Origin of the sequence: Anaerohalosphaera lusitana, assembly GCF_002007645.1 — a bacterium.
Taxonomy (GTDB): Bacteria; Planctomycetota; Phycisphaerae; order Sedimentisphaerales; family Anaerohalosphaeraceae; genus Anaerohalosphaera; species Anaerohalosphaera lusitana.
This window is the reverse complement of record NZ_CP019791.1, coordinates 3,913,516-3,932,253: the sequence shown is the minus strand read 5'-3', so window position 1 is coordinate 3,932,253 and position 18,738 is coordinate 3,913,516. Positions and strand designations below refer to the sequence as shown.

Below are 18,738 nucleotides of genomic sequence, written 5' to 3'. Positions count from 1 at the left end.
GGACATGTGAGATCAATCACGACGCTTATGCTTGTCAAACCTGGCAAATTTTGCACACGTCGATTCTTCTCAGCAGACCCTCCCCCCGTCCTTTCGAGACACACCCCCCCCCCACCCCGAACACCTGTGGCACAGCACTGCTCGGTCAATCCAGGGCAGCGGGAAAGACCGGCTTGCACTTCGAAAACCGCCCCTCGCGTTCTCGACTCCGGCATCCCTGACCTCCGTCGATTCATCACGCCTGTGCCCATAGACGTCCTCAAGACTTCGGGTCGATCCGGGCATCCGCCCTTGACGCTCACTGCGTTCGACTATCGACCAATGCTGCGCTCAATTCGAAGTTCGCTTGATTTCTCTTCGGCCGTCGTCGGGCAGACCTGCTCAGCAGGTCCCAGCACTCGAAGGCAAGACCGGCATTCCCCGCAGGCATCACTTTCCCATCGCATTGCAGACACAGGGTCCGCGGTGGGCCTTGTGCATGTTCATATTCATATCACTTCAATCGAAAGGACGTATCATGAAAACACAGGAAAAGACACCGGGCGTACTGGAAGTCATCGACTTCTGCCGTCAGCATGGCTTCGAGGCCGAGCTGGTCGGCAAGTGGGTCTGGGTACGCTTTGACAAGCGGCCCGACCAGGCAACCCGGCGGGCACTCAAGGACATAGGCTTCCGCTGGTCCAAACGGCGGGGCAGGTGGGCTCACAACTGCGGCCATCCTACCAAGTCGGCCCGCGAGTCCGATCCCTGGCAGAAGTACCACACCAGGATAGTCAGCCGGAAAGGGGGTGCAGCATGAGACTTCTCACTGACGAAATCGCCGCGAAGATCCCGCCTCTTTACCACTTCGAGCAAACCGGCACCGAGACCGTCGCAGTGGTCAAGTTCTTCGACCCTGTCGGCCGGTGGACCTGGTATGTCGCGGAGGGCGAGAGGCAGCCTGACGGCGACTGGCTGTTCTTTGGTGCTGTCGACGGCTTTGATTTTGAGTACGGCTACTTCAGGCTGTCCGACCTCCAGCACGCCAAGGACGGCCTGACCGGCATGATGGCATTGCCCATCGAGCGGGACCTGTACTTCACACCCATACCGCTCAAAGAGCTTCGGCGGTAATCACACACGTTTGCACAAGCAAAGAGGGACCTCGGCAGCGTAGCCGGGTCCCTTTTGTTTTATCTACACATTGAAAGGAGTAGCGAAAAATGACTGATCTGCAAATTCTACACGCACGACTGGAAGACCTGGCCTACCATGTGACCGAGCCGTTCTGCTACGGCTGCTACATCAAGGTTGAGGGCGAGAATTGCCCACGCTGCGGCAGTGACGACCTGATGCGGCACCTGGATGGCGTCGGCGTCGAGTACGGCACCGAGTGGGTGATAGAGCAGCTTATCGAGGATCATTGTGAGCCCATCGACGAGGAAGAGGCCTACTCGGAGCTGCTGGACGAGATCTACGGTGAGGTGAAGTTCGACGGCATAGTCTTCTATCCCTCGGATATCATCCGCGAGCTCGACCCCGTGGCGTTCCGGTGCGGGTGTAATGACTACCTGGCTGCCGAGGAATCGGACGGCCAGCTCTACGAAGTGAACGGCCGGTACTACCGCCTGTACGACATCGAAGAAATGATAGCCGACCTGGACTGCTAGTCCACAAGGGGAAGGTGCGATTTACAGCGCCTTCCCCGAGCAATTATATACATATCATATCATTCCATAAACTGCCTCTCAGGACCAGTTTAACCGGCCAGCAGGCACGATATCTTGACAGGGGCGTTCAAGGCAGGCTTATTATCTTAAAGCCTCATACGCGGGCTTCACTCCTTTATCCGGCCTTTGGGACAGGAGTAATCTATGGCGTATTGGAAGTCCTTGGCCCTGCAGTACATTTTGTCTGTGTCCTCTGCTAGCTCCGCAAATGCACAATTTTCGCATTTCACCCAGCTCGGACTGAGCAGACAAGCAATTCCGTAGACTCCCCAAACGATTCCAATCAAAAACGCAGCCCCAGCCAGCGTACTGGCGAGGTCCTGTGCATATATTCTCGCTTCTTCGTTAATCAGCCTGACTAGCACATACATGGCAGGTGGTATCAGGCAATACCACGAAAGCCTCTTTGCCCATTTGTTCGATACTTTACGCATCTGTATTCCTTTCCGTTTAGGTATTTAGCCCGTCTATTCCTCTGATCTCTGCAGCAACTGCATGCCTTTCCACCATACCTCGTGCAGGAACTCCGAGTAATCACTGTCGTCTGCCAGCTCGCCACCTGCGGCATTTTTGAAGTTGGTGTAGTCTATATCGGCAGCCAGCTCAGCACCTATCCTGGCCCAGACTTCCCGGTTTACAACAAGCCTGCACGGGTAGTCCGTTGTGCTTGAGGTCTTCAGTGGGACATCCCGAAGTTCGGCAAACCGGCCCTGCAGGTTTCGCAGATGCCCGGCCTTTCTGGCCCGCACCATGACCTTGCCGGGACTGATCCGGTCGTCACCCCTGACCACGCTGAAAAAGTCGTACCTGGTACATAACCACATCAGTCATCTCCATTCGACTCGCTCAGCAGCCAGTCAGACTGTTTTGTATGTGCCGTGACATGCTTGAGCTTCATAAACGCCTTTTGCTGATTAAGCTTATTGGCTTGCTGATCCTTGCGGAAGATGTGCCTGAGGATTCCCTCCAGCTCCCTGACCTCTTCCTCCCGTATATTGTCCCACACTTCGAAAACCGAGCAGTGGGTCCACTCGTCACTCTTTTTGCTTCTATGTCGCCTCAGTCTGCCGCGAATGCTGGCTTTTTTCTCTCCCCCAGCCATGCCGATATACACAACATCATACATCTTGCTCTTTGGGTCGTGGTTGTAAAGAACGTATATTCCGCGTGTGCGGCCTGGTATGCGGGAAATATCGCTAATCGGAATGTATTCAGCGCAGTTCTTGATCAATCTCAGTTCGCTAATCGGCATCTTGCTGTGCTCCGAAAGAAGGATCATTTCCCAGTGCGGGCTGCTGCTCAGCAACCTCGCGGGAAATTCAGGGGGATAATAGCCGAAATCTTCATCATTGTCAAACCGGAATACACACCTGCAAAAATAGTCAATTTCCAGTTTATGCCTATCTGATATCCCTTGACAGCCCGCAATCCGGCGGCTAAACTTGCCTGCCGTGGAGATACTCGGAGCGTGGCCTGCCGTTTTCAGCGTCAAAATCAGCCCGTTTTGCGGCTGTGCACCCCCGATATCCGCCCACGATCGTGCAAGGAACCCGTCACATAAACCCTCAGGTCAGGAAAGATCGGTATGGCCCTGAAAAAGTCACAACTCTACAGCTCCCTCTGGTCAAGCTGCGACGAGCTTCGCGGCGGCATGGACGCATCGCAATACAAGGACTACATCCTCACGCTTCTGTTCATGAAGTACGTCTCTGACAAGTATGCAAACGACCCGGACGCCCTGATCGAGGTGCCCCAGGGCGGCAGTTTCGACGACATGGTCGCACTCAAGGGAGACAAGGAGATCGGCGACAAGATCAACAAGATCATCGGCAGGCTCGCAGAGGCCAACGAGCTCAAGGGCGTGATCGACCAGGCGGACTTCAACGATGAATCCAAACTGGGCGGCGGCAAGGAAATGCAGGACCGCCTCTCACGGCTGGTGGCTATCTTCGACGGCCTGGACTTCCGCTCAAACCGTGCCGAGGGCGACGACCTGCTCGGCGATGCCTATGAATACCTCATGCGGAATTTCGCCACCGAATCCGGCAAGAGCAAGGGCCAGTTCTACACTCCCGCAGAGGTCTCCCGCATCATGGCCAGCATCATCGGTATAGGACCACAAACAATGCAAAAGCATACCGTTTATGACCCGACCTGCGGTTCCGGCTCACTGCTGATCAAGGCGGCCGACCACGCACCGAAGGGAATATCCATCTACGGCCAGGAAATGGACAACGCAACCTGGGCATTGGCACGCATGAACATGTTTTTGCACAACCATCCCATGGCTGATCTGTGGCGGGGCAATACCCTTGCAAGCCCGCACTTCAAGGACGGTGACGGCGGCCTGAAAAAGTTCGACTTCGCCGTCGCCAATCCTCCGTTTTCCGCCAAGTCCTGGACCAGCGGTTTCGATCCCGCAAACGATCAGTTCGGCCGGTTCGAATACGGCATCCCGCCCGCCAAGAACGGCGACTATGCCTTCCTGCTGCACCTGATTACCTCCCTCAGGAGCAAGGGCAAAGGTGCCATCATTCTGCCTCACGGCGTGCTGTTCCGCGGCAACAAGGAGGCAGACATCCGCCGCAAACTCATCAAACGCGGCCTGATACGCGGCATCATCGGTCTGCCCGCAAACCTGTTCTACGGCACGGGCATCCCCGCCTGCATCATCATGATCGACAAGGAAGACTGCCAGCTCCGCGAGAGCATATTTATGATCGACGCCTCCAAAGGTTTCATCAAGGACGGCAACAAGAACCGCCTCCGCGAGCAGGACATTCATCGCATCGTCGACGTCTTTAACAGGGCCGCAGAGATCCCCCGTTACTCCCGCATGGTCCCGCTGGACGAGATCGCATCCGAGGCCAACGACTACAACCTCAATATCCCGCGATACATCGACTCCAGCGAGCCCGAGGACGTGCACGACCTGGACGCACACCTCAACGGCGGCATCCCCAACCGAGACATCGACGAGCTATCCGAATACTGGGACGTCTTCCCCACCGTCCGCAAGGCACTGTTCAAACGCAACGGCAGGCCCGGCTACAGCGAACCGCGTCTCGAACCCGCCCAGGTCAAGACCGCCATCCTCGAACACCCCGAGTTCACCGAGTACGCCGACAAGGTCCGCTCCATCTTCCGCAAATGGCACCGCAAGCACAGACCCATGCTGATGGACCTTGACGCCGGAGCAAAGCCCAGGGACGTCATCAGCACGCTCAGCGAGGACCTGCTAGAGCGGTTCAAGCAGCTTTCCCTCATAGACCCCTACGACATGTATCAGCGGCTGATGGATTACTGGTTTGACACCATGCAGGACGACATCTACCTGATAGCAGCCGACGGCTGGAAAGACGCCGCCCAGCCTCGCGGGATCATCGACGACAAAAAACGCAAGATCAAGGAAACGCCCGACCTCACCGTCAAACGCAAGAAGTACAAGATGGACCTGCTGCCGCCCGACCTGCTGATAGAGCGGTTCTTCACCGTCGAGAAGGGCATCCTTGAGGACATGCAGGCCGAACACGAAACCGCCTCCCGCCAGCTTGAGGAGTTCATCGAGGAAAACACCGTCGAAGAGGGCCCCCTGGAAGATGCGACAAACGACAAGGGCAAGGTCACCAAGGGAGGCATCACCGCCAGGCTCAAGGAAATAAAAGAAGATCCCGAAGCAGCCGACGAACGCAGGGCACTCAATAAGTGCAAAAAACTGATGAACGCCGACTCCACCGCCGCAAAGGCGGTCAAGGACACACGGGCACAGCTAGATGAGAAGGTGCTGGCAAAATACCCCGAGCTCACCGAGGACGAGATAAAGACGCTCGCCGTCGAGGACAAGTGGTTCGCCTCCATTCGCCGGGCGGTCGATTCCGAGCTCGACAGGCTCACCCAGACACTCGCAGGCCGCGTCAAGGAACTCGAACAGCGGTACGCCGAGCCTCTGCCCGATATTTTCAACCAGGTCGCCACGCTCACCAAAAAGGTCGACGTCCACCTAGATAAGATGGGGGTCAGCGTCAATGGTTAAACAGAATACAACCCCGGACAAGGTCCCCCCAGGCTATAAACGCACCGAGATCGGCGTCATACCTGAGGATTGGGAGGTTATCGAACTTGGCTCGATTTGTGAACGAATCACAACGGGCCGTCTTGATGCCAACGCGATGGCCGAAGATGGGGATTACCCTTTCTTCACATGTGCACGCGAGCCTTACCGGATTGACAAGTTTGCATTTGATACAGAAGCTCTCTTGATATCAGGTAATGGAGCGAATGTCGGTTATATTCATTACTATGCAGGCAAATTTAATGCATACCAGCGGACCTATGTACTAAATGGTTTCCGCGTCAACATCCATTTTTGCAAATGGTTTATTGACCGAAATCTCCAAGACCGGATTCGAGTCGAAGTTAAGGCTGGAAATACACCCTACATTACGATGAGTACGCTCTCGGAGATGAAAATAGCAGTGCCTGAGTGTGTCCCCGAGCAGCGGGCGATAGCGGAGGCGTTGTCGGATGTGGATTCGCTGATCGGGTCGCTGGACAGGCTCATCGCCAAAAAGCGGGCCCTCAAGCAGGCCGCCATGGCCGAACTGCTCACCGGCAAAACCCGCCTGCCCGGCTTCTCAGGAAAATGGCAAACAAAGCGGTTGGGGGAGTTGGCCCATATAAAAACCGGCAGCCGAAATAACCAGGATAAAATTGAGGATGGGAAGTACCCCTTTTATGTTCGCTCTGCAACGGTTGAACACATAAATTCATACTCCTATGAAGGAGAAGCAATTCTGGTGCCAGGGGAGGGAGGCATTGGAGGGATTTTTCATTACATAAATGGTCGCTTTGACGTTCACCAACGGGTCTACAAGATATCCGATTTTTCGTCATCGACGTGTGGTAAGTTTGTTTACTTTGCTATGGTCAACAGTTTTGGCCGGTATGCCCTCAAGAACACTGTGAAGGCAACGGTCGATTCTCTCAGATTACCGACCTTTTTGAATTTTGTCTTTGCAGGACCTGAAGACGTTGCGGAACAGCGGGCCATAGCCGAGGTTCTGTCGGACATGGACGCGGAGATCGAGGCGTTGGAGGATCGGCGGGACAAGACCAGGCAGATCAAGCAGGGCATGATGGCAGAACTTCTGACGGGAAGGACGAGACTGGTATGAAAATTTTTGAAAAGAACCACAGGCAGTACCGGCTTGCGGGTTCGCTGAATGATTTCCAGATGCAGATGCAGATGCACCTGATCGACTGGAAGTGGAAGCACATCACCAGGGAGCCCGGCTTGTACGGCAAGCGTGAATACGATGCGATCCTGCCCAGGAGCCTGCACGGCACATACGCAACGGTCTACCCGCCGGTATTGGACAGGCTCAAAACCCACGCCAGGCGTTTCCCGTTCAGGGAGCACCAGTATTTCAACCACATGGCCAGCTCGCAGGCGGCGAATGTCAACCTGTTCCTGCCCGTGCTGATCAGCGGCTCAGCGGATCAGGTGCTGGCGAAGATCAAGCCGGACTTTGCAAGGCTTGCGACCGACAAGCTCGACAACGGCTGGCAGATAGAATACTGGAACAAATACCTGGGCGACAAGCGGCCTTCATCAGGCACCGATTCGGACATGGCGATAGCGTACTATGACCATGACGGCAGGCTGTGCCTGTGGCTGATCGAGCACAAGCTCACAGAGGCCGAGTTCACCACCTGCGGCGGGGCGAAGAGCGGCGGCAGACAGGCATGCCACGACTGCACGGGCAGCTTATCGGACATACTGGCGGACAAGAACGTCTGTTACTATCACAGCAAACGGCAGTTCAACTACTGGAAGCTGACCGAGGCAAACCGGGACTTTTTTGCCGGTGCGGACTCTCAGGCGGGTTGTCCGTTCAAGGGAGGTATGAACCAGCTCTGGCGTAATCAGTTGATGGGCCTTGCGGCGGAGGCGGACCCGGCCTGCGAATTCGAAAGGGCGTTCTTCTCGGTAGTAAGACACCCCGGCAACCGCATGCTCGACGCAACGATGGACGCATACTGCCAACTGACGGCCAACAGCGAAAAATTTAGAACCTTCACATCAGCAGACGTAATCGCCGCAGCAACGCAGACAGCCGACCCGACCCTGCAAGACTGGGCACGCTGGTACTGCGACCTGTACAACCTGCCCCTGCCGGGCGAAGAGGTCGGAGCGAATTGAGGATATTTGAGGAGATGCACAAATGAATGTCGGTGAGCGGGAATATCAGACGCAAAGACGGGTGGTCGAGTATTTTCTCAACAAGCTGGACTACAGCTATCTGGGCTTTCTCAAGGATCGTGAGGACAACAGCAACGTCATGGAGGATAAGCTCAAGACCTGGCTCAAAAAGCAGGGCCATGACGAGAGAACCGTCTCAAGGACGCTGGAAAAGCTTAAAAAGGCTCTGACCGTCGGCGGCAGCAGGACGCTTTACGATGCAAATATGGAAGTTTACAGCCTGCTGCGGTACGGTGTGAAGGTCAGGACCGACATCGGCGAGCAGACGAAGACGGTTAACCTGATCGACTGGCAGGACATAGAGGCCAATCACTTCGGCGTCGCCGAGGAGGTCACGATCAGGGGCACACACGACAAGCGGCCGGACGTGGTGCTGTATATCAATGGCATCGCGGTGGGCGTGCTGGAGCTCAAGCGGTCGACAGTGGCGGTCAGTGAGGGCATCAGGCAGAATCTGGACAACCAGAAGAAAGATTTTATCAGGCCATTCTTCGCCGCCATGCAGTTTGTGATGGCGGGAAATGAGACAGAGGGTCTGCGTTATGGTACGACTGAGACGAAACAAAAATATTATTTGCAGTGGAAGGAGGCTGGGGCAGAACCGGTGCCTGGCGAGAACACACTGCTGAAGGAACTGGCGCAGCTCTGCTGTAAGCAGCGGCTGCTGGAGCTGATGCATGATTTCGTGGTGTTCGATTCGGGTGTCAAGAAGGTCTGTCGGCACAACCAGTACTTCGGCGTCCGGGCGGCACAGGAGTATGTGCGGGACCGCAAGGGTGGGATAATCTGGCACACCCAGGGCAGCGGCAAGAGTCTGACAATGGTCTGGCTGGCCAAGTGGATCCGCGAAAAAGTCACCGGTTCGCGGGTCCTGGTGATCACGGACCGCACCGAGCTGGATGAGCAGATCGAAAAAGTGTTCAAAGGTGTCCAGGAAGATATTTATCGCACAAAGAGCGGGGCGGACATGGTCAGTGTGCTCAACAGCAACACCGAATGGCTGATTTGTTCGCTGATACATAAGTTCGGCAGGCAGGACGACCTGAGCGACAAGGACATCAAGGAATACCTCAAAGACATCCGCAAGAGCCTGCCTAAAGGATTCAAGGCCAGGGGCGAGCTGTTCGTGTTTGTCGATGAGTGCCACCGCACCCAGTCCGGCAAGCTGCACGAGGCGATGAAGACGCTTCTGCCGGACGCAACGTTTATCGGCTTTACCGGCACCCCGCTGCTGAGCAGGGACAAAAAGACCAGCCTGGAGATTTTTGGGCCGTATATTCACACGTACAAGTATGACGAGGCGGTCCGTGACAACGTCGTGCTGGACCTGCAATACGAGGCACGCGATATCGACCAGAGGCTGACATCGCAGGAGAAGGTGGATAAGTGGTTCGAGGCCAAGACCAGGGGCCTCAACGACTACGCCAGGGCACAGCTCAAACGCCGCTGGGGCACCATGCAGAAGGTGCTCAGCTCGCGTGACAGGCTCTCGAAGATCGTCAACGATGTTCTCCTTGACATGGATACGCAGGACCGGCTTCTCAGCGGTCGCGGCAATGCAATGCTGGTCTCGGACAGCATTTACTCGGCCTGCCGGTTCTACCAGATGTTCTGTGACGGCGGGCTGGAAGGCAACTGTGCGATTATAACCTCGTACAAGCCAAACCCCTCAGACATCAAGGGAGAAGAGACAGGTGAAGGACTTACCCAGAAGCTGCTGCAATACAAAATCTACCGCAAGATGCTGGCGGATCACTTTGATGAGTCTGAAGAAGCCGCGATGTACAAGACCGAGCTGTTCGAGCAGGAGGTCAAAAAGCGGTTCATCGAGCAGCCAGGTCAGATGAAGCTGCTGATCGTGGTGGACAAGCTGCTGACCGGCTTTGACGCACCGCCAGCGACATACCTGTACATCGACAAGCACATGCAGGATCACGGCCTCTTCCAGGCGATCTGCCGGGTCAACAGGCTGGACGGCGATGACAAGGAGTACGGGCACATCATAGACTACAAGGACCTGTTCAGGTCGCTGGAAAAATCGATCAATGACTATACCGGCGGTGCGTTCGAGGGCTACGACCGCGAGGACGTGGACGGTCTGCTCACCGACAGGCTGGAAAAGGGCAAGCAGCGTCTGGAGGAAGTTCGAGAGTCGATCAAGGCCCTGTGTGAACCGGTTGAACCGCCTTATGATACCGAGGCATATCTGCGGTTCTTTGTTGCGGCAGACAACGCGGACGGCGAGTCTGTCGATGACAACGAATCAAAGCGGATCACTCTGTATAAGCTGACCAGCTCTTTTGTGCGGGCCTATGCGAACCTTGCCAACGAGATGACCCAGGCCGGTTACAGCGAAGAAGAGGCGGCCGAGATTGCCGAGGAGGTCAAGCACTACGAAAGCGTCCGCCAAGAGGTCAAGCTAAACAGCGGCGACTACATCGACATGAAGATGTACGAGCCAGCCATGCGGCACCTGCTGGATCAGTACATCCGGGCCGAGGACAGCGAGAGCATATCCGCCTTCGATGATAAGAGCCTGGTGGAGCTGATCGTCAATACCGGTATGGATGCGATAGACAAGCTGCCCGAAGGCATCAGGAACAACCAGGAGGCGGTGGCCGAGACCATCGAGAACAACGTCAGACGACTGATCATCGATGAGATGGCGGTAAACCCCAAGTACTATGAAAAAATGTCGGAACTGCTGGACGACCTGATCATTATGCGGAAAAAGCAGGCTCTGGACTACCGCAAGTACCTGCGTAAGGTCAGGGAGCTGGCTGAGAAGGTTGTCAGCCCGCAGACGCATGCTAGCTACCCGGCCAGCATCACAACACCTGGCTGCAGGGCACTCTATGACAACCTGGACGGCGATGAGGAGCTTGCACTCAGGATCGACCAGGCCGTCAGAACGAACCGACCGGACAACTGGCGAGCCAATGCAATGAAGAAAAAGCAGGTACGAAACATTATCAAGGGTGTTATCAGTGACAATAATGATGGCGACGGCGAACTGCTGGATCAGGTCTTTGAACTGGTAAAGAATCAGCGTGACTACTGAACGCTACGACATCGAAATTCGCGGCCTGGCGGTCCAGGTGGTCCGAAAGGACATCAAAAACCTGCATGTCGGTGTCTATCCGCCCGACGGCAGGATCCGCGTGGCTGCCCCGGAACATCTGAGCCGTGAGGCCATCCGGCTGGCAGTGGTCTCCCGGCTTGGCTGGATCAAGCGGCAGCAGCAGTCATTCCACCATCAGGTCCGTCAGTCACAGCGGGAGATGGTCACAGGTGAGAGCCACTACTTCCAGGGCAGACGGTACCGGCTCGATGTGGTTGAGCATGATGGACCGGCAGAGGTGGCACTCCCCAACAACACGACCATGGAGCTGAGGATCAGGCCCGGTACCAGCCGCGAAAGACGGCAGGAAGTACTCAACGCCTGGTACAGGGACCGGCTCAAGGAACAGGTCCCGGCACTGCTGGAAAAGTGGCAGGGCAAGGTAGGCGTGGTTGTCCGTGACTGGCGTATCCGCAAGATGAAGACCCGCTGGGGCAGTTGCAACGCAGAAGCCGGGCGGATCTGGCTCAACCTGGAGCTGGCCAAGAAGGAAACCATATGCCTGGAGTACATCCTGGTGCACGAAATGGTCCACCTGATCGAACGGCACCACGATGAGCGGTTCATAGACTTGATGGACAAGCTAATGCCGCAGTGGCGACTCCACCGCGACCGCCTCAACCAGTCACCCCTAGCCCACGAAGACTGGAGCTACTGAGCAGAACATGCCGCCCCGGCACTTCCTGTTCATTCAAGGTAGCCATGTATTTCTAATGAATAGCCAGCCGACACCCGACTTCTGGACTGCATGCAATACGCCCCAAGTCAATTATTAAGAAAATGTTAAGGTGTGGGGGAGGGGGACAGATCTCTGAAAACCTGTGCCATGTGTTCGTGCTGTCAGCTCCGGCATTGGAGTCTGATGATCATCAGGTCCTGTGGCTCGCCACACGGGCTCAGAAGACGGCGGGCAGCCTGTAAAACCCCATAGAAGAGAAGGGTGGGCGAGGGAATATCTAATAGATAGCTGGATTTCCTCCAGATAGCCGATCAACTGAGCCTCGCTCAGAGCCGTTATTTTCGCCCGGCCCGAGTAATCGTCGGGTCTACCCCTAGAAAATCAATTCTCCGGAGGCTCAGCGGTCGAATTGGGCTATTTTGACAGACCCAAGAGCCCCCCAAAAAAGATAGACACAGCCTGGAAGGCCTACGAGAGGCCCTCCGGGCTGTCTTTTTGTCTGCTTGACAGAGGACACAGAGGACACAGAGGACAGGGAAGACATGGAGGAAACTGAGGACAGGTAAGCCATTAGGTAAAGGGGCGGGTCAGTGGGGATGTCTTACGAGGTCTGCCGAGTCCTACGAGAGTCTCTTCGAGTTCTACGAGGCCTGCGAGTCCTACGAGAGTCTCTTCGAGTCTTACGATTGGTATTCTGGAATCTAGTTGTCTTCGGTCCCTTAAGCCACCCCAGACTTCCCAGGCTTTCATAAACCCCCACACCCACAGGACTTAGAAAACGCAAAAAATTCCTGTGTTTCTTATGTTGACAGGATTTTCAATATTGTTATAATGGGCCAGGTAGACAAGACGCTCAAAGCCGTCCGGTACACATGACTGCCTAGACAGCCTCAAGACTGGTGGATATAAAATCCACCTACCAGCTAGTCATGGCTGTCTGCCTGGTTAACCATAGGCTGTGTGAATATAATCTCACATATTCACACTTCCAGCCTTCCTGGCTTTTACCTGGCTTGCCTGGCTAGCAGAGACTTGAAGGCCAGTCGACCTAAAGCTATCTAGTCTAACATATATATATATAGGTAGTCAAGAGGGCTTACAGAAGACTATTGCCTGGCTAGCCTGGCTGACAAGGGGCCAGTCTAGTGCCAGTCGACCCGGCTGACAAGGGGGAAAACTAAGCTGTATCGCTATTCTAGCGCATGCGGCATTTTTTTTGTACATCTAGAGGCTATTGCCGGTCTACCGAGTCCCCTTAAGGAGCCCCGGATGGTGGCAGAGGTTTCTAGAGGCCAGGCAAGTTTGCTGGCCGCTCTACGAGGCCTACTTGAACCGAACCCTCCGGACGACCGGTGGACATAGGAGACGTTCGACGTCAAGGCCAGCCAGAATAAAATACATTGTTCCGGTTCCGGGCGTTGTAGGTCAATCACAGAGTCAAGGCAGGCCTCACCACCTCCTGAACTTCCTGATCAACCCGAAACTTCCGGCCAGACCGGCAGACAAGTTGGCAATACACACTTGACCTGAAAAGCCAAACACTCCGAATGACCTTTGCTGATCCGCCACAAACCTGCTAAGTTGATATGTGGGTAGATTTTTCTTGATTCAGTAGCGGACTTATTGTATAAGAAATCATTAAGTGTTCATGTCTGTCAAGTAGGCATCTATAATGTCAGCCGGTATTTCTGGAAGGGAGAGTTTTTCATGAAGTCAAAGGCAGCGGTAATATTATTTTGTGTGTTTGCAGTCTTGATTGCAGATAATGCAGTCGGCGGTGTATGGACCGAGTTGAAATGGGACGAACCACTGTATTCAGCCGGGACGTTCAACCCAACGGCCATTTACGGTGACACAATAGTAGGTACATACATACCGAAGGACGGCCATGGCTCTCAGGGGTTCGTATATGATGGCAACGAATTCAAAAAACTCTCAAAGCCCGGTGCATACTCGACCAAGCCTTATGGAGTCTACGATAATCTGATCGTAGGTGCATACAATGACAGCGGTTCTTCCTACAATTATCAGGGTTTTGTGTACGACGGCGAATCTTTCACGACCTTGAACAACCCGCACACGACCACCACTTTACTCAAGGCGATTGACGGTGACCGGATGCTCGCCAGTGACACCAGTACCGTCACCAACGACTACATGTTTGATAACTTCAGCTGGGAAGAATTCGAGATAGATGGTGCAGCACCATATACGGTTAAGGCACTTGACTTAGATGGTGACACCATTGTAGGGCGATACAAAGATGAGAATGGGACAAACCATTATTATGTGCGTACAGGGGATACCCTGGAAATCCTGGAAAAGCCGGGAGCAAGCTCGATACATGGAGCTGCAGTCGACAACGGACTTATTGTGGGCACCTTTTCCGATGATTCAGGCAGTCATGGTTTCATATACGACGGAACCTCCTGGATTACGGTTGACAAGCCCGGTGCGTACAATACATCTTTTTCCGCAATTCATGGAGATACAATTGTAGGTAGGTATAGTGAACTCAACGGCTACCAATATGACCAAGGAGTCTTCATTTACACGATACCCGAACCAGCTACGCTGGCTCTATTGACTACAGGCTTGCTCTTAATGCGGAGAAATCGAGCTATAAACTAACTGCCCTGATGGTCCAAGAGATACCATGCCGACCAAACGATCAGACTGGCGGACAGAGCCCATGCCGGACGAGCATGCTGTGATTCCGTACTCCCAGCGGTTCACACCAGCGGAGCACGACAAGCTCAAGCAGGGCTACATGCCCCGCCAGCAGGAGGACAAGTGGTTCATCTACCTGAAGGACGACACGATTTGCTTTCATCGGAGCTGGACGGGCTTTTGCATGTACAAGGTCGAGCTGACCAGGCAGGAAGATGGCAGCTATACGGTCAGCCAAGCCGTGGTCAACCGCTGCCGGGACCAGTACACCGAGACAGATGATGCTAAAGACGTCCAGATCCTGGCCACGCTGGTCAACTCGTTCCTGCTGCACAAAGGCCTGCCGTCCCCCGGCGAAACGGACGCCCTGAAAGGCTGGTCCATGTTCGGCAGGGCGATCACAGGCGACGACGAGCAGCTGACTGAATAAAAGAAGCCTTCTTCAAACAAAGGGGCAAACAGGAGAGTCCAACCTGAAACTATCTTAGGCTTTCCTGGCCGTCGGCATCATACCCCATGTCATAACTGAAAGTAGATGTGATATTCTTGATTTCCTTGAGTTCCGACGCGGTAAAATCTCTGGATCGTGAGTAGAAGTGGATATTCACCATACTTCTTCTGCCAATAAATCCCAAAGAATAGCCGTAGTAATATCCTTCTCCGGCCACCTTCGTCTTTGAACGACTCGTCACAACATGGTTTTCAGTGTCAACATCCAGGATTGTAACCCCGCAGTCGGAAACAAGTCCACCTGAGTTCTGCTCAACTGTATTGGCCGCTTCTGATAGTTCACCCGTAGTTTTTTCGGATTCGAAGTACTCTTCCAGCATGTCAACGGGAGCACCCTTCGTATCAACATATTGAACCAGGAAATGAGGTACATGCCCTTTCGTAAGGTCACCTTTTTGAAAACCCGCAATGTAATTGACCTGAGTGCCACTCAGCCCGCCAGCAAGCCCTGAAAAATCGTCGAGGACGGATTGCGATATCCTAGTCCAGGATTTTGGCAGAATCAGTGAGAAGTGGTACTCATTATTCCTGTACACGAACACATCATCTTCAGAATCATCCGTATCAACTTCGCCTATTTGAACCTCATCGGTGTCTTCACGGGTAACGCCAAATTCCCATTTTTCTAGGACCTCAGTCATTGCACGCTGCCATGCCTTTGCATCCTTTTCTAAAAAGCCGTGCATGATGAAATACAGACAATCCTCTTTTTCGAATATGTATATCTGAGTAGTGCGCGCCTGCGAACCCATCCCAATTTTATATTCACGTGTGACCATCTCTAAATCTGCCACCGTAATATGCTTTGGGCCACTGGCAATGCTGACGTTATGGTCACTAAGGCCCTCTAAAAGACCCTGCACCATCATAGCCTCGAATTCCTTTTTCTCGTCCTCGGCGAAGTTTTCTAATTTGCCAGTGGTTGTGTTTCTTGCAAACATTCTGCATATATGGAGAGTCGAAGTGTCCCCTTCATGGAGGTGTGGCCGTGCATTCATCAACGTCTGAAATCCAACCACGAAACCCTCATCTGCCGATCCATTGAGTTCTGGTTTAGAATTTCGGTAGATACACAGCCAGTCACTTGGTAGCCAGAGCCTTGAATTTCCGTCAAGGTCATACTTTGTCCATTTGGACTCCGTCTCGTAAATGCCCTCACTCACAGCAGAATCCTTGTTGTACAGGTCACCTGGAGCGAAGGTGGCTACAGTTTCTATAATGGTATCCGTCCAGTAGTCCTCTCCAACTTTCCTGTACGCGGCATTGATAAAATAGACAAAACCTTTGCGATAAAACGCGAACTGATCGAAACGCGATCCCCCATTATTGCCCAAATAGGAGCAGCTATAGTAAACCCTGTCCCCAACTTTTCGGAAAGAGGATGGTTCGAGCCTTTGCGTCTTCATCATTGAAGAAGTGATTTTCACCGACGAATCAAAGAGTTTCATCAGATACGCGTTGGGGGTCTCCTTCTGGATTACATTGCCATCCGCATCCTCAGCCCAAACTCGCCATATCTTGAGCGAACACACGACGGTGTCATGGACCCCCTTAGCACTGAGTAGTCTCTCTCTATATGCCGGTTCTTTTCCTTTATATGTCTTCATTACTTCGAATGTAACCCTTGCAGTGGAGAAAGTTTTCGGCAGTTCTATGGAACCACCATCCTGGAGAGTGTGCTTCTCCCATTGTGGACTGTTGTCAGTTGCGAGTACGCACCCCACGCTGGCCAGGCTCAAACAGACAATGATGCATGCTCTAGCTGCATGAAAATTTGACTGTGATGACTTCATCTTGACACCTCTCACAAGTATTTATTCCTAAAAATTTCGACTTGATTTTGCAAGCAGTGGCTCTGGGTCGTGCTAGTCTGTTTTGTACCGTCCTAATCAGTGATGGTAGCCAGTAACAGGTCAGCACTTAGGTGCCGTCTGGTGCCGGCCCTGTAGCCGCCAGAGACAATCAGACAGCCCTGCTGGCATTCAGCGGTCCATGGCAGACAGGGCGGCAAGTATCAGGCCAAACACGATCCCCCAGACTATGGCTGCCAGGAAGCCAACTCCCAAGGCAGCAAGCACTCCCATGCCTTTTGCCAGGCAAATCCCGAAAGCCACAAAAAACGCCAGCACTTGTAACATGGTACTCCCTTCCTATAAAAATCCTACTCGCCTTCGCTCTCCTGGTCCGGCTCTTTGCCCAGGTACGGCACGAAGGCAATGAATCCTACCGCTGTGATCAGGTCGACCACCTGCCAGATCTCCTTGGACAGGTGGATCGGTGCGAAAGGATTGAACACGACAGCTATGGCGATCAGGACCCAGGCTGCCGGTTCTTTCTTCATGGCAAAACCCCTGTACGCCAGAAAACCCGCACACCCGCAGACAACCAGCCTGAGGAAGGTATAATAATCATAAGGCATCCTGCCCACACCTATAAACAAGAACACTGCAGCACCCAGACATGCGAACATCTCCGGCGTTTTGTACTTCTCCATAATACTCTCCGAAAAACTGCCCCCACATCTCACAACTACTCCTGAGCAGCCGCCTCACGCTGTTCCTTCTCCTTCCGCTCAATCCACTGCCTCGCTTTATATCGTGCTTGGCTAATCTGCTTTGACGTCATATTCTGCCTAAGAGCATTTTTCAATTTTGCGACCTTTTCACCATTTATGCCGGCCAATCGCAGCCATTTATAGGCCTCCACTTTGTCTTCCAAAACGCCACGACCAAAACAGTATATTAAGCCCAAATTGTACTGAGCTTCTCCATTATCCTGTTCAGCGGCCATTTTGAACCATTTTACTGCCGCTCTATGGTTCTCGTTGAGACCAATACCCTTCTGGTAGAAAAAACCTAAATAGCACTGAGCAATTGCATCACCCTGTTCAGCGGCCTTAGTGAACCATTTCACAGCCTCCTTATGGTCTTGGGTAACGCCCTTACCATCTAAATACATCAGTCCCAGATTAAACTGTGCTCCCTCATTTCCCTGCTCGGCTGCTATCCTATACAATTCAAGTGCTTTTTTATTGTTCTTAATTACCCCCTTACCACTTTCAAACAGCGAGCCTAGATTAACCTGAGCACTTGTATTTCCCTGCTCGGCGGCCATTGTATACCATTTTGCAGCTGTTCTGTAATCTTTTAACTTTCTGTGGTACATTACGCCCAGGCTGAACTGAGCACAGGCACTACCTTTCTCACCAGCCTTACGATATAATTCTACCGCCTCGTCTGTGTCTTGTGAGACACCTTTGCCCAGATCATAAAGTTTGCCCAGCCAACACTGAGCGTTCTTGTTTCCTTTTTCCGCTTCTTTTATGAGCCATTCCGTTGCCTCTTTTCCATCTGAAAAGAAACGGTGATACAATTCATAAATCCCCGGCTCCCCCTTGTCGGCTAACCTACTTGCCCAGTAGAGTGATTTGGCCCAGAGCTGGTTGCTATAATATAGAAGGGCCAACTCACGCTGAGCGGAACTAAGTCCCTTTTCGGCCGCGTTTTGAAGGCGACCCACGGCCTCCTCCAACGCTAGTGCTTCAAAATACAAATTTTTCCTCGCCAAATCTTCCAGTGCTTCGTCGTCCTGTTCGCTCTCTTCCGCGACTTGTGCAGTACTTTCACGAGAGTCTAGCCGATCTAAAATATCACTGAAAGTTGGTTTTTCGGGCTCATCGGGTGATGATTTAGGGCTTCCCATGTCAATAACAACAATACCTAACAGGACTAAAAAGGCTGGGCAAATAAACCCTACAGTGATCAAGAATGCTTTTTCATTCATGGAT

At 53.3% G+C, this 18,738-nt stretch carries 17 protein-coding genes; 10 read left to right on the top strand and 7 right to left on the bottom strand.

Features of this window, described 5'->3' with window-relative positions; genetic code table 11:
* Positions 1–517: 517 nt before the first annotated feature.
* From STSP2_RS15925 to STSP2_RS15915, 3 genes are all read left to right on the top strand, one after another.
* A complete protein-coding gene (locus STSP2_RS15925; protein ID WP_146663713.1) occupies positions 518–799 on the top strand; it encodes a hypothetical protein in 282 nt (93 codons plus the stop codon).
* Positions 796–1,113, top strand: coding sequence for a DUF2958 domain-containing protein (locus STSP2_RS15920; RefSeq protein WP_146663712.1), 318 nt, complete (start codon positions 796–798; stop codon positions 1,111–1,113). Before STSP2_RS15925 ends, STSP2_RS15920 begins: the two co-directional genes overlap by 4 nt.
* An 89-nt stretch (positions 1,114–1,202) precedes the next feature.
* Positions 1,203–1,649 (top strand): hypothetical protein, encoded by a 447-nt coding sequence (locus STSP2_RS15915; RefSeq protein WP_146663711.1) that lies wholly within the window; start codon positions 1,203–1,205, stop codon positions 1,647–1,649.
* A gap of 167 nt (positions 1,650–1,816) precedes the next feature.
* On the opposite strand, the gene STSP2_RS15910 is transcribed toward STSP2_RS15915, so the two are convergent.
* The 3 genes from STSP2_RS15910 to STSP2_RS17535 are packed head-to-tail and all read right to left on the bottom strand — an operon-like array spanning position 1,817 to position 3,201.
* A complete protein-coding gene (locus STSP2_RS15910) occupies positions 1,817–2,143 on the bottom strand; it encodes a hypothetical protein (RefSeq protein WP_146663710.1) in 327 nt (108 codons plus the stop codon).
* A gap of 33 nt (positions 2,144–2,176) precedes the next feature.
* Complete coding sequence (locus STSP2_RS15905) at positions 2,177–2,533, bottom strand: hypothetical protein (protein ID WP_146663709.1); 357 nt, start codon at positions 2,531–2,533, stop codon at positions 2,177–2,179.
* Entirely contained in the window at positions 2,533–3,201 is a 669-nt protein-coding gene (locus tag STSP2_RS17535; RefSeq protein ID WP_205847925.1) for a GIY-YIG nuclease family protein, read from the bottom strand. Before STSP2_RS17535 ends, STSP2_RS15905 begins: the two co-directional genes overlap by 1 nt.
* 93 nt (positions 3,202–3,294) lie before the next feature.
* Between STSP2_RS17535 and STSP2_RS15895 the strand changes: the two genes are divergently transcribed.
* The 7 genes from STSP2_RS15895 to STSP2_RS15865 all read left to right on the top strand — a co-directional run bounded on the left by STSP2_RS15895 (position 3,295) and on the right by STSP2_RS15865 (position 14,871).
* A complete protein-coding gene (locus tag STSP2_RS15895) occupies positions 3,295–5,742 on the top strand; it encodes a type I restriction-modification system subunit M (RefSeq protein ID WP_146663708.1) in 2,448 nt (815 codons plus the stop codon).
* On the top strand, positions 5,735–6,883 hold the full coding sequence (locus tag STSP2_RS15890) for a restriction endonuclease subunit S (RefSeq protein ID WP_146663707.1): 1,149 nt from the start codon (positions 5,735–5,737) through the stop codon (positions 6,881–6,883). The genes STSP2_RS15895 and STSP2_RS15890 overlap by 8 nt, the downstream gene beginning before the upstream one ends.
* Positions 6,880–7,911 carry a PGN_0703 family putative restriction endonuclease gene (locus STSP2_RS15885; protein ID WP_146663706.1) on the top strand — a complete coding sequence of 344 codons (1,032 nt, stop codon included), beginning with the start codon at positions 6,880–6,882 and terminating at the stop codon, positions 7,909–7,911. The genes STSP2_RS15890 and STSP2_RS15885 overlap by 4 nt, the downstream gene beginning before the upstream one ends.
* Before the next feature lie 22 nt (positions 7,912–7,933).
* Positions 7,934–11,032, top strand: coding sequence for a type I restriction endonuclease subunit R (locus STSP2_RS15880; protein WP_146663705.1), 3,099 nt, complete (start codon positions 7,934–7,936; stop codon positions 11,030–11,032).
* Positions 11,022–11,750 carry a M48 family metallopeptidase gene (locus tag STSP2_RS15875; protein WP_146663704.1) on the top strand — a complete coding sequence of 243 codons (729 nt, stop codon included), beginning with the start codon at positions 11,022–11,024 and terminating at the stop codon, positions 11,748–11,750. Before STSP2_RS15880 ends, STSP2_RS15875 begins: the two co-directional genes overlap by 11 nt.
* 1,728 nt (positions 11,751–13,478) lie before the next feature.
* On the top strand, positions 13,479–14,402 hold the full coding sequence (locus tag STSP2_RS15870) for a PEP-CTERM sorting domain-containing protein (protein ID WP_146663703.1): 924 nt from the start codon (positions 13,479–13,481) through the stop codon (positions 14,400–14,402).
* A 25-nt stretch (positions 14,403–14,427) separates the two neighbouring features.
* The gene (locus STSP2_RS15865; RefSeq protein ID WP_169853284.1) at positions 14,428–14,871 is read left to right on the top strand and encodes a hypothetical protein; all 444 of its coding nucleotides are present in this window, start codon (positions 14,428–14,430) and stop codon (positions 14,869–14,871) included.
* Positions 14,872–14,920: 49 nt separating this feature from the next.
* On the opposite strand, the gene STSP2_RS15860 is transcribed toward STSP2_RS15865, so the two are convergent.
* The 4 genes from STSP2_RS15860 to STSP2_RS15850 form a co-directional block, all read right to left on the bottom strand.
* Complete coding sequence (locus STSP2_RS15860) at positions 14,921–16,744, bottom strand: hypothetical protein (protein ID WP_146663701.1); 1,824 nt, start codon at positions 16,742–16,744, stop codon at positions 14,921–14,923.
* 189 nt (positions 16,745–16,933) lie between these two features.
* A complete protein-coding gene (locus STSP2_RS17415; RefSeq protein WP_169853283.1) occupies positions 16,934–17,089 on the bottom strand; it encodes a hypothetical protein in 156 nt (51 codons plus the stop codon).
* Positions 17,090–17,112: 23 nt separating this feature from the next.
* Positions 17,113–17,445, bottom strand: coding sequence for a DUF6804 family protein (locus tag STSP2_RS15855; RefSeq protein WP_146663700.1), 333 nt, complete (start codon positions 17,443–17,445; stop codon positions 17,113–17,115).
* Positions 17,446–17,480: 35 nt separating this feature from the next.
* The gene (locus tag STSP2_RS15850) at positions 17,481–18,734 is read right to left on the bottom strand and encodes a tetratricopeptide repeat protein (RefSeq protein ID WP_146663699.1); all 1,254 of its coding nucleotides are present in this window, start codon (positions 18,732–18,734) and stop codon (positions 17,481–17,483) included.
* Between the last annotated feature and the right edge of the window lie 4 nt (positions 18,735–18,738).

Bases quoted from the DNA above. Each gene is read 5' to 3' on its own strand.
- STSP2_RS15915 (WP_146663711.1), top strand. From the start codon at position 1,203: ATGACTGATCTGCAAATTCTACACGCACGACTGGAAGACCTGGCCTAC.
- STSP2_RS15870 (WP_146663703.1), top strand. From the start codon at position 13,479: ATGAAGTCAAAGGCAGCGGTAATATTATTTTGTGTGTTTGCAGTCTTG.
- STSP2_RS15865 (WP_169853284.1), top strand. From the start codon at position 14,428: ATGCCGACCAAACGATCAGACTGGCGGACAGAGCCCATGCCGGACGAG.
- STSP2_RS15885 (WP_146663706.1), top strand. From the start codon at position 6,880: ATGAAAATTTTTGAAAAGAACCACAGGCAGTACCGGCTTGCGGGTTCG.
- STSP2_RS15855 (WP_146663700.1), bottom strand. From the start codon at position 17,445: ATGGAGAAGTACAAAACGCCGGAGATGTTCGCATGTCTGGGTGCTGCA.
- STSP2_RS15905 (WP_146663709.1), bottom strand. From the start codon at position 2,533: ATGTGGTTATGTACCAGGTACGACTTTTTCAGCGTGGTCAGGGGTGAC.
- STSP2_RS15890 (WP_146663707.1), top strand. From the start codon at position 5,735: ATGGTTAAACAGAATACAACCCCGGACAAGGTCCCCCCAGGCTATAAA.
- STSP2_RS15925 (WP_146663713.1), top strand. From the start codon at position 518: ATGAAAACACAGGAAAAGACACCGGGCGTACTGGAAGTCATCGACTTC.
- STSP2_RS15860 (WP_146663701.1), bottom strand. From the start codon at position 16,744: ATGAAGTCATCACAGTCAAATTTTCATGCAGCTAGAGCATGCATCATT.
- STSP2_RS15920 (WP_146663712.1), top strand. From the start codon at position 796: ATGAGACTTCTCACTGACGAAATCGCCGCGAAGATCCCGCCTCTTTAC.
- STSP2_RS15850 (WP_146663699.1), bottom strand. From the start codon at position 18,734: ATGAATGAAAAAGCATTCTTGATCACTGTAGGGTTTATTTGCCCAGCC.
- STSP2_RS17415 (WP_169853283.1), bottom strand. From the start codon at position 17,089: ATGTTACAAGTGCTGGCGTTTTTTGTGGCTTTCGGGATTTGCCTGGCA.
- STSP2_RS15895 (WP_146663708.1), top strand. From the start codon at position 3,295: ATGGCCCTGAAAAAGTCACAACTCTACAGCTCCCTCTGGTCAAGCTGC.
- STSP2_RS15880 (WP_146663705.1), top strand. From the start codon at position 7,934: ATGAATGTCGGTGAGCGGGAATATCAGACGCAAAGACGGGTGGTCGAG.
- STSP2_RS15910 (WP_146663710.1), bottom strand. From the start codon at position 2,143: ATGCGTAAAGTATCGAACAAATGGGCAAAGAGGCTTTCGTGGTATTGC.